The organism is Mucilaginibacter achroorhodeus, assembly GCF_007846095.1.
GTDB lineage: Bacteria > Bacteroidota > Bacteroidia > Sphingobacteriales > Sphingobacteriaceae > Mucilaginibacter > Mucilaginibacter achroorhodeus.
Genome location: NZ_VOEI01000001.1, coordinates 70,407 through 82,169, shown reverse-complemented (window position 1 = coordinate 82,169; position 11,763 = coordinate 70,407). Strand labels below are relative to the sequence as shown.

The window sequence follows — 11,763 nt, the reverse complement described above, 5'->3', positions numbered from 1 at the left end:
CCAAGAATAAGGTCTTAAATCAAATATATTAATCAACTAAATCTCAATCTCATGTTTAAAAGTTTACTCCGCAAAGGGAGAGCATTGTGCTTGCTACTGGCATGCATGGTATCTTCGCTGGTAGTTACAGCTCAAACAAAGCACACAGGTAAGGTTATTGGCAGCGACGACAAGTTGCCGGTAGTTGGCGCCTCTGTATTGTTAAAGGGTACTACCACAGGTACACAAACAGATGTAAACGGTAATTACAGTATATCTGTAAAGCCGGGCGATGTGCTTGTGTTTACTTACCTGGGTTACACCACTCAGGAAGTAACAGTAGGCCAAAGCGACGTTGTTAACGTTACTTTAAGGTCTGCTAACAATACTTTAAACGAGGTTGTAGTAACAGGTTATACCGCTCAGCGTAAAAAGGACATCTCTGGTTCTGTTACAACGGTTAACGTTACTGCAGCTAAATCGGTACCAACTGTAAGTGCCGAAACTATGTTACAGGGCCAGGCGGCCGGTGTTAACGTGATTACACAAGGTGCCCCTGGTGCGGGTGCACAGGTAAGTATCCGTGGTATAAGTAACTTCGGTAACTCTTCACCGCTTTATGTTGTTGACGGTTTGCAAACCGGAAGCATCTCTAACATCAATCCTAGTGATATAGAGTCTATCTCTGTATTGAAGGATGCTGGTGCAGCTGCTATCTACGGTGTGAGCGGTGGTAACGGTGTTGTAGTGGTTACAACTAAAAAAGGTAAACAAGGCAAAGCGTCAATTTCTTACGATGCTTTCTACGGTACTACCCAGCCTTTAAGTGGCAATGTTTTCAACTTGCTTAATGCAGACCAGTACGAGCAATTAGTTGCAAAAGTTGACCCTGACAACGACCTGATGAAAGGCAACAATGGTAAATTTTACGATTACGGTTATCAATCAGGCGCGGGTTCTAAGGGTGTATTTAACCAGGCACAAGCAGGTAACTTTTTACCAAACTATCACTTAGATAATGACCCGGCTAAAGATTACCTGATCCAGAAATTTGTTAGAGGAGCAGGTACAGATTGGTTCCACGAGATCTTTAAAGCTGCTCCAATCCAACAGCACTCATTAAGTGCAAGCGCGGCAAGCGATAAAAGCTCATATTTCTTATCATTTGGTTACACTAACCAACAAGGTACACTTATTAATACATACTTTAAACGTTACCAGGCCCGTGTTAACACAACCTTTAACGTAAAAGATCACATCCGTTTAGGAGAGAACCTAAGTTTCTATTATGCTACTTCACCTAATGGTGGCGGTGGTTTAGGTAACGGTGGTAACCAAAACGAAGGTAACCCAATTTCTGAAACGTACCGTACGCTTCCAATTATCCCTGTATATGATATTGCAGGTAACCTTGGTGGTACTTACGCTGGTCCGGCTGCTTTAGGTAACGCTTTAAACCCTGTGGGTATTCAACAGCGCCAAACTACAACTCATACTAATGAGTACGGTATTCAAGGTACCGTTTTTGCTGAGGCTGATTTCTTGAAGCACTTTACAGCGCGTACAGCTTACAGTGCAGACATTTATAACCGTTATTATTACAACATTGGCTATCGCCAGTATGATAGTGGTGAAGCGCATGGCGGTAACAATAGCTATAATGAAGGTGCTTTATATGCAACTAACTTTAACTGGAGTAACACCATTGCATACAAGGAAGTATTTGGCAAACACAATATCAGTTTATTGGGTGGTTTTGAGCAAAGAGGTTTTACCGGTCGTAACATTAACGCAACTGCAAAAAACCTGTTCTCACTTGATCCATTCTACGCAAACATCACCAATGGTCAGTCTGGACAAACCACAGCAAACAGCTCGTTTGGCGCAAACAATACACCTCTTAACAGGATCATGTCATTCTTCGGTCGTTTAGATTATACCTATGACGATAAATATATTTTAGGTGCAACTATCCGTCGTGATGGTAGCTCACTATTTGCTTCAGGCCAAAAATGGGGTACATTCCCTGCGGTTTCATTAGCATGGAGAGCATCGCAAGAGGAATTCCTTAAAGGTAATGCATGGTTAAATGACTTGAAGATCCGTGGTAGCTACGGTACTCTTGGTTACAACGCAAACGTTGGTCAAAATAGTGCTTATGCTGCGTTTGGCGGTAGTGCAGGTGGTTCTTCATACCCTATTACCGGTTCATCAAGTTCAGTAGTTCCCGGTTATTTCTCAAACTCATTGGGTAACCCTAACACAACTTGGGAAACCGACAAAATATTCAACGTAGGTTTCGATATGTCTATCCTTAACCATTTCGATTTTACAGTTGAGTATTACAGAAAAACCATTAGCAATCTTTTGGTAAATGTACCTCTTCCTGCAACTGTAGGTGGTTTGGATGCTGCTATCCCTGCTGTTAACTTCGGTACAGTAGTTAACAAAGGTTTTGATATCAGCGCTAACTACCACGGTGCTTCAGGTGGGTTTACCTATTCAATTGGCGCTAACATCACAACGCTTAACAATAAGATCACCGAACTTGGTGCACCATTCTACACTACCGGTATACGTAATGGTAACGTAGTTTACAACCAGGTAGGTGGCAGCATCGGCGACTTCTACGGTTATAAAGTGATTGGTTATTGGAATAACCAGGCTCAAATTGATGCGCTTAACGCTCAGCAAAAACCGGATCTTTTCGGATCAACTCCTGTTTATCAAACAGATGCAGCTCCTGGCCGTTTCCGTTACCAGGATACCAATGGTGATGGCCGCATCACTGATGCTGACCGTACAAAGATCGGTAGCCCACTGCCGGATTTCACTTATGGTGTAAACTTAAATCTTAGCTACAAAAAGTTTGATTTAGGTGCAGTGTTCTATGGTTCGCATGGTGCTGATATATACAACACCATCAAATACTGGACTAACTTCTACGGTTCACAAACCGGTAACAAAAGTTTAGACCTGTTAAACAACTCTTGGACACCAACCAACACCAATCCTAAAGCTCCAATTTTAGAAAAAACCACAAGCTTCAGTACCTCTGATGCGATCAGCTCATACTATGTTGAAAGCGGTTCATTCCTTAAATTGAGGTCAGTTCAAGTAGGTTACACTTTTGAGCCTTCTATAATCAAGAAAATTGGCCTTGAAAAATTGCGTGCGTATGTACAGGGTACTAACCTGTTCACTGCTACTAAATATAGTGGCCTTGATCCGGAGTTGCAGTCTGTTGACCGTAACAGCCCTGGTATTGATTTGGGTAACTATCCAAATAACGAGCGCAGGTTTATTTTTGGTGTAAACGTAACTTTCTAATAATAACTAACAGAAGATATAAGATAATAGTTATGAAAACAAGCTTTAAACTAAAGGTAATTATCCCGGGCACGCTTCTGCTGGTCGGTTTAACTTACTCTTGTAAAAAATATCTGGATCAGGCGCCGATAGGCTCGCTGATTCCGGAAGTGATTGCAACCCGCACAGGTGTTGACGGTGTCCTTATTGGTGCATATTCTGTAGTAGATGGCGTGTTTGACGGCCAGGCAGGTAGCCCATGGGAAACCGGTACCGATAACTGGGTGTATGGTAGCGTTGTTGCGGGTGATGCATTTAAAGGTTCAAACCCCGGTGACCAGCCGGCTGCTGCTAACCTTGAAGCATTTAGCGCTACAGGCGCAAACGATTACCTGAACGATAAATGGCGCGTATGCTATGCTGGTGTACAGCGCGCAAACGACGTGCTAAGGTTGTTGCCACAGGTTAAAGATGGTTCTGTTTCTGATGATCAAAAGAAGCAATACATCGCTGAAGCACGTTTCCTGCGTGGATTTTTTCACCTGGAGGCTGCCAAACTTTGGAAAAACATTCCTTATGTTGATGAGACCATCACTTACGCGGCTAACAACTACAACGTGCCAAACAGTGGCCCAATTTGGGATAAAATAGAGGCAGATTTTGCAGCAGCCGCAGCAGATCTTCCTGCTACACAGTCTCAGATCGGTCGTGCTAACAAATGGGCAGCGCTTGCATTTGAAGCTAAAACCCTGATGTTTGATCATAAATATTCTGCTGCGTACACCATATTAAAAGATGTAATTGCTAACGGCGTTACCTCTTCTGGTGCAAAATATGCTTTAGGCGCTTATGCAAACAACTTTAACCCGTCAACCAAAAACGGCCCTGAGGGTGTGTTTGTGGTGCAAACGTCTGTAAATGATGGTGCAAACGGTTTAAATGGTAACGCTGGTAGCGTATTAAACTTCCCATCAGGCGGCCCTGCCGGTTGCTGCGGTTTCTTCCAGCCTACATTTGATTTTGTAAACTCGTTTAAAGTAGATGCAAACGGTTTACCGTTGATCGATACTTACCAAAACGGTTATATCAAAAACGACCAGGCTGTTCCTGCTGGTACAGTATTTACTCCTGGCGATGAATTGTTAGATGCAAGGTTAGACTGGTCAGTTGGCCGTCGTGGTATACCATACTTAGACTGGGGTATTTGCCCGGGTGCTGCATGGGCCCGCGACCAGCCAAACGGTGGTCCGTACCTGCCAATTAAAAACGTTTACTACAAAGCTGCACAAGCAACAACTTCTGACAGCTACGGCGGTTGGGCTGCTAATCAGGCAACATCAAACAGCTACAATGCTATCAGGTACGCTGATGTATTGCTATGGGCTGCAGAGTGTGCGGTAGAAGCTAACGAACTTGCAAATGCGCAAACTTATGTGAACCTTGTTCGTGCTCGTGCTGCTGATCAAAGCGGTTGGGTTAAAGGTAAGTTAACCGGTTATACCAACGGTGATGCTACCAAACCAATTGTTGATAACAGCCAGTTTGCTGCTAACTACAAAGTTGGTTTATATACTAATCAATTTGTAACAAACGGGCAGGCTTATGCTCGTAAAGCAGTATACTTTGAGCGTAAACTTGAGTTGGGTATGGAAGGACATCGTTTCTTTGACCTTTCTCGTTGGGATGCTGTTAACGGCGGCCCTGCAACAGGCTTTATGTCATCAGAAATTGAGAAGTTCCTGAAAAATACCCGCGACTTTGGTGATTCATTCACTTCAGCGGTTATGAAGGTTGCGAAGTTCACTGCTAACAAGAATGAACTTTACCCGATCCCACAAACTCAGATCGACTTATCTAAAGGTACTCTGAAACAAAACCCAGGCTACTAATAGCTTACAAATAGTTTAAAAAGAGGGGAAGATGTATCGTCTTTCCCTCTTTTTTTTGAATATATTTGTTCATAACCCGTTATGACTTCCCTAAGATACTTACTTGTAATAGCTATTGCTTTATCGGTTACCGCGTGTAAAAAGGCAACACTTTTTGAACGTATATCATCCTCTCAATCCGGTATAAAATTCAACAATCTTATTGTAGAGAACGACAGTATAAATCCGTTAGATAAATTAAATATTTATAATGGCGGCGGTGTTGGTTTAGGCGATTTCAACAATGATGGCTTACAGGATATTTATTTTATTGGTAATGCAGTACCAAACAAGCTGTACATCAATAAAGGTGATTTTAAATTTGATGATGTAACAGATAAGGCAGGCGTTGGAGGCAAAGGCGGCTGGGGCAGGGGTGTTGCCGTTGTTGATATCAACAATGATGGCTTAAAAGATATCTACGTATGTAATACTCTTTTAAACGATGCGAACAAACGCACAAATTTACTATACATTAATCAGGGACCTGACAAAGATGGTGTCCCTCACTTTAAAGAATCTGCAGAGGAGTACGGCTTAAAGATCAACGTACACTCCACAATGGCTTCGTTTTTCGATTATGATAATGACGGTGATCTGGATATGTACCTCACCGTTAATGAAGCGCAATCTACTGACAATACCAGCCAGTTTAGGCCATTGATCAAGGATGGCTCGGCCCGCAGCACGGGTAAACTTTTCAGGAACGATTATGATCCTGTACTAAAGCATCCAGTTTACAAGGATGTTTCAAAAGAAGCCGGTATCCTGATCGAGGGATATGGGCATGCAACTTCAACAGTAGACATTAACAGGGATGGTTGGAAAGACATTTATGTAACCAACGATTTCCTACCTAATAACATCCTGTACATTAACAATCACGACGGTACTTTTACCGATCGCTCGCAGGAATATTTTAAACATACCGCTACCAGCGCCATGGGGCAGGATATACAGGACATCAATAATGATGGCCTCGCGGACGTTTTTGAACTGGATATGGACCCCGAGGATAACTATCGGAAAAAGATGTTTATGCCCGGCACAACTTACCAGTTATACCAAAACTTTGACTTTTACGGCTATCAGTATCAGTATAATCATAATACCCTTCAGCTAAACCAGGGTCCGCGTTTGGGTCAAAATGATTCGGTAGGTGCTCCTGCATTCAGCGAGATTGCATTTATGAGTGGCGTAGCCCAAACAGATTGGAGCTGGGGGCCTATGATAACCGATTTTGATAACGATGGCTTCAGGGACATCGTAGTTACCAACGGTTACCCAAGAGATGTTACCGACCATGATTTTATTGCTTTCAGAAACGAGTCGTTTGCACTGGCATCAAAAAAGCAGGTTTTAAATCAGATACCGATTGTAAAGATCCCTAATTACGCTTTTCGTAACGACGGTAAATTGCAGTTTGAAGATGTTACCAAAACCTGGGGCATGGACATAGCATCGTTTTCTAATGGCTGTGCTTATGCCGACCTGGATAATGATGGCGCAATGGATATGATCATCAATAATATTGATGATGAGGCATTTGTGTATCGTAATACATCGCGTGATAAGGATAAAGACAATAACCATTACCTCCAAATTAAATTTGAAGGCTCTGCTCAAAATAGGGATGGCATAGGCGCCTGGGCAGATATTTATTACAACAACGGTAAACACCAGGTTTATGAGAATACGCCATTCAGAGGCTATTTATCAACCATTCAAAACATAGCCCATTTTGGTTTGGGCAAAGTAGCTAAGGTTGACTCGGTAGTTATTAAATGGCAGAATGGCTTGCAACAAACGCTGGCCAACGTTAAAGCCGACCAAACGCTTACGGTGAACATTAAGAATGCTAAAACCCCTTATATCTTTAAAATTGGCGGCGTAAACGATCGATCTCTTTTTGCTGAAGTAACCAAAGCCTTAGGCATCAACTATAAACATCAGGATGATGATTACATTGACTTTAATGTTCAGAAATTGCTTCCGCACAAATTTAGTGAGTATACGCCTGCAATTGCGGTAGGTGATATTGACGGCAATGGCTTTGATGATATGGTTGTTGGCGGTACCTCAAAATATCCTGCTCAGCTATTTTTGCAGCAAGCCAACGGCACCTTTAACCAACGTGCTTTGGAGCCTGCCTCTACCACTGTGCAATTTAAAGATGAGGGCATGCTTTTGTTTGATGCCGACGGCGATGGCGACCTTGATCTGTATATAGCAAGCGGCGGCTACGAGCAGGAGCCAAATTCAAAGGCTTACCAGGATAGGATTTATGCTAATGACGGTAAAGGAAACTTTGCCTTACAGCCCAACGCCCTGCCTGCAAATTTTACCAGCAAGCTATGTGTAAAGGCAGTCGACTTTGACAAAAACGGATCGCTTGATCTTTTCGTATCCGGCAGGGTTGAGCCGTGGGCCTATCCTAAACCGGTATCGAGCCTTGTGTTGAAGAACGAGAGCACAAAAGGGCAGATTAAATTTGTTGATGCTACGCCAACCGTAGCCAAAAGTTTAAATAAATTGGGTTTGGTTTGTGACGCGTCGTTTACGGATTATGACAACGACGGATGGCCCGATCTGATCATAACCGGTGAATGGATGCCGCTTACCTTTCTTAAAAATGATCATGGGGTGTTTAAGAATATGACCGCTTCTACCGGGGTTGAGAATAACCTGGGATGGTGGAACACCATAGCCGGTGGTGATTTTGACCATGATGGCGACATTGATTACATCGTAGGTAATACGGGCCTAAATACATTCTACCGCGCAACGGACCAGTACCCGATGTACATAACTGCAAAGGATTTTGATAATAATGATAGCTATGACGCTTTCCCATCGCTGTTTTTAAGGGACAAAGAAGGCAAGCTACAGGAGTTCCCGGCGCATACGCGTGATGACATTGTTAAGCAGATGATCAGCATGCGGGTTAAGTTCCAAAACTATAAAAGCTTTGCGGTAGCAACCATGGATAGTGTTATTACGCCGGAGATGCGTAAAGGCGCAATCCGTTTAAAGGCTAACGATCTAAGATCTGGTTATTTGCGTAACGATGGGCATGGTAAGTTCACATTAATGACATTGCCAATTGAGGCCCAGATGTCGCAACTTGCAGGTATGGTGATCGACGATTTCGATCATGATGGCAACTTAGATGTGATACTTAACGGTAACGATTACGGATCTGACATTAGCAACGGCCGCTACGATGCCTTTAACGGCTTAATGCTTAAGGGCGATGGTAAAGGTGGGTTTAAACCGTTAAGCATTATGCAAAGCGGCATTTATATACCGGGTGATGGTAAGGGTTTGGTTAAGCTACGCGGTGCCAACGGCAATTACTTGTTAGCCGCCAGCCAGCACAAAGGCCCTTTAAAAGTATTTCAACTTAAAAAATCTCCTAATGCCGTAGCGCTACAACCTATGGATATGTATGCTACAATCAAATATAAAAACGGAAAATTAGCTAAGCAGGAGTTTTATAATGGTGGGTCGTTCTTGTCACAATCGGGCAGATTTTTTAATATTGACGATACAATGGCCGCTGTTACGGTAACCAATAATAAGGGCCAAACGAGAACTATACCCTTAAATTAATTTACAACGCATAATGATGAGGAGCCTGAAGGTTTTAGTCGCTGCTTTTACGATAAGTTTAATTATTGCCGGCTGTAACCACAAACAAAAGATAAAGCTGAAAAGCGATACCGATGTTTTACACGAGAATGTTGACCAGCTAACCCAGGTTATCATATATGATGCTTTTAGCCCGCCGGTTGCCAGCCGCATTTATGGATACACAACGCTGGCAGCTTACGAGGCCATGAGGTTCCAAAATCCAAAATACAATTCTATAGCCAACCAGCTCAAGGGATTTAAAACTATGCCTGTCCCGCAAAAAGGGCTAAAGTATAACTACGCTCTTGCTGCTACCAGGGCGCTTTTCACCGTTGCCCATAAGGTTACTTTCTCGGTTGATACATTGAAGCGATACGAAGACAAGGTTTTTGCCATGTATAAGGATAATCTTGATGAGGAGACCTTTAATCGCTCGTTAGCATTTGGGGATACCATTGGTAAGGCTGTTTTAGCAAGGGCAAAATTTGACAATTACGCCAAAACAAGAGGCAAACCACGCTTTTTAGGGAGCCGTGATAACGGCAAATGGCGCCCAACCGCTCCCGATTATCTTGATGGGGTAGAGTTTTGCTGGGGAACCATGGAAACTTTCGTAGTAAAATCGTCTTCGGATTTTCCTTTGCCGCCGCCACCGCCTTACAGCGAGGATAAAAACAGCACGTACTTTAAGCAAAACCTTCATGTTTACGAACAAAGCAAAAAGCTAACTAAAGAACAGGTAGAGATCGCTAAGTTTTGGGATGATAACCCATTTGTGATACAGCACAACGGGCACATGATGTTCGTAAATAAAAAGATAACCCCCGGCGGCCACTGGATAGGTATTACCGCCATAGCCTGCAAAAAATCAAAGGCGGATGCTGCCAAAACCGCCCAGGCTTATGCCATGACAGCCATTGCCCTTTACGATGCTTTTATTTGCGGCTGGCAGGTTAAATACACCACGGAGTACATAAGGCCGGTTACGGTGATAAATGATAAAATAGACCCTAAATGGCTGCCGCTGCTGCAAACACCTCCGTTCCCTGAATATCCGAGCGGGCATAGCGACATTAGTGCCGCATCAGCAGTGGTTTTAACTCATCTGTTTGGTGATAATTTTGAATATCAGGATACCAGCGATCTGCGATACATAGGCATGCAAAGGCACTTTAAATCATTTTACCAGGCTTGTGATGAAACATCTATAAGCAGGTATTATGGCGGTATACACTATAAATTTAGTGTTGATGCGGCGGCTAAGCAGGGTAGGGAAATTGGAAATTATATTTGGAATACGCTTAAGTTAGAGAATTAATTAGGGAGAGGTATATGAGTTTAAAACGTAATTCTTTTATCGTAAGTGCGTTGCTAACAGGTTTGGTGCTGCTATCAATAAGTGCGGGGATCGAAGGCTGTAAGCCAAAAACTGCCGCCAGTTATAAGCTTACGGGCGATGTTGTTGCAGATGGTAAGTACCTTACCCAGCAGTACTGTACAAATTGCCATGCCCTGGTGCCAGCTAACGCGCTTACTAAAGATGTATGGCGTATGCATGCCCTGCCTGTAATGGCTGATTACCTTAAGATATCTACCTACGGCAGCGATTTTTTTAAAAAGCCGACAGATACAGGTGGGATCTCTTTAGTACACTGGCAGGCGATAGTTGATTACTATAACAAAATTGCACCTGCAGAGCTAAAACCCGCTCAGGCGCCGGTTGCATTAAGTAGCGATTGGGCAGGCTTTACTTTACGTAAGCCAAATGAGGTTACAGATGTATCTTTTACAACCACCATTAAAGGTGATCCTGCTACGGGGAAGATCTACACCAGTGACCTGGTGGCTTCTAATTTAACCGAGTGGGATACCGAGTTTAAACCCAAAGTACTCACTACGCTTTCATCGGGTGCTACGGATATACAACTGCAAAATAATGGTACAGCCGTTATATCTGCAGTTGGTCGCATAGATCATGTCGATTACCCAAACGGACGTATACAGGGTTTTAAATTAAATGGCGGCAACAAGACTTTTGACATTGCCGGTGACATGCCGAGACCCGTACAAACCATCAGTGCTGATTTTGATAAGGATGGCAAAGATGAGATTGTAGTATGCGGTGAGGGTTTCAAAAAAGGTGGTGTTTACTTGCTAAAGACTGATGCAAACGATAAACCACTAAAGCAGACAACTATTGCTGATAGGGCAGGTGCGGTACAAGCCATAGCACAGGATTTTAACAAAGATGGCTGGCCCGATCTGATGGTGCTTTATGGCATTGGTAACGAAGGATTAGCTTTGTATCTGAATGATCAAAAGGGCGGATTTACGACAAAAGAGCTACTCCAGTTCCCACCGGTGAATGGATCTACCAGTTTCCAGTTGACCGACCTTGACCATGATGGTAACCTTGATCTGATATACACCTGCGGCTACAATTTCCATGACTCCCGCATTTTAAAACCCTATCACGGCCTATACATCTACAAAAACAAAGGTGACTTCAAATTTGAGCAACAATGGTTTTACCCGATAAATGGTGCAACTAAAGCTGTGGCAACCGATTTTGACGGTGATGGCGATATTGACATTGCCACTATCGCATTCTTTGCCGATATGAAAGAAAAGCCCGCAGAGGAGTTTATCTATTTTGAGCAACAAAAACCAATGCAGTTTAAGCCACACAGCGCGCCCGTAAGCCAATATGGCCGTTGGATGAGCATGGATGTAACGGATATTAATAAAGACGGTAAACCGGATATATTATTAGGCAATTACGCCAGCGGATTTATGTTTCAGCCTAATTTTGCACCAACCTGGAATGAACATTTACCGTTCATTGTGTTGCAGAATAATTTTAAGAAATAGTCTTTAGACTATCCAATATCAAATAAGCGCCGGTTACCCGGCG

At 43.1% G+C, this 11,763-nt stretch carries 5 protein-coding genes; all 5 read left to right on the top strand.

Annotated elements, in window-relative coordinates:
- The first annotated feature begins 105 nt into the window (after positions 1–105).
- The 5 genes from FPZ42_RS00370 (at position 106) to FPZ42_RS00350 (ending at position 11,720) form a co-directional block, all read left to right on the top strand.
- Positions 106–3,309 carry a SusC/RagA family TonB-linked outer membrane protein gene (locus FPZ42_RS00370; protein WP_222431526.1) on the top strand — a complete coding sequence of 1,068 codons (3,204 nt, stop codon included), beginning with the start codon at positions 106–108 and terminating at the stop codon, positions 3,307–3,309.
- 32 nt (positions 3,310–3,341) lie between these two features.
- Positions 3,342–5,177, top strand: coding sequence for a RagB/SusD family nutrient uptake outer membrane protein (locus FPZ42_RS00365; protein ID WP_146268518.1), 1,836 nt, complete (start codon positions 3,342–3,344; stop codon positions 5,175–5,177).
- A gap of 81 nt (positions 5,178–5,258) precedes the next feature.
- Complete coding sequence (locus FPZ42_RS00360) at positions 5,259–8,828, top strand: VCBS repeat-containing protein (protein ID WP_146268517.1); 3,570 nt, start codon at positions 5,259–5,261, stop codon at positions 8,826–8,828.
- A gap of 13 nt (positions 8,829–8,841) precedes the next feature.
- A complete protein-coding gene (locus tag FPZ42_RS00355; RefSeq protein WP_146268516.1) occupies positions 8,842–10,167 on the top strand; it encodes a vanadium-dependent haloperoxidase in 1,326 nt (441 codons plus the stop codon).
- A gap of 14 nt (positions 10,168–10,181) precedes the next feature.
- Positions 10,182–11,720: an FG-GAP repeat domain-containing protein gene (locus FPZ42_RS00350; protein WP_146268515.1), complete on the top strand. Its 1,539-nt coding sequence runs from the start codon at positions 10,182–10,184 to the stop codon at positions 11,718–11,720.
- The last annotated feature ends 43 nt before the right edge of the window (positions 11,721–11,763 follow it).

Excerpts from the sequence above, each read along its gene's own strand:
- FPZ42_RS00355 (WP_146268516.1), top strand. The coding sequence starts at position 8,842 with ATGATGAGGAGCCTGAAGGTTTTAGTCGCTGCTTTTACGATAAGTTTA.
- FPZ42_RS00370 (WP_222431526.1), top strand. The coding sequence starts at position 106 with ATGGTATCTTCGCTGGTAGTTACAGCTCAAACAAAGCACACAGGTAAG.
- FPZ42_RS00350 (WP_146268515.1), top strand. The coding sequence starts at position 10,182 with ATGAGTTTAAAACGTAATTCTTTTATCGTAAGTGCGTTGCTAACAGGT.
- FPZ42_RS00360 (WP_146268517.1), top strand. The coding sequence starts at position 5,259 with ATGACTTCCCTAAGATACTTACTTGTAATAGCTATTGCTTTATCGGTT.
- FPZ42_RS00365 (WP_146268518.1), top strand. The coding sequence starts at position 3,342 with ATGAAAACAAGCTTTAAACTAAAGGTAATTATCCCGGGCACGCTTCTG.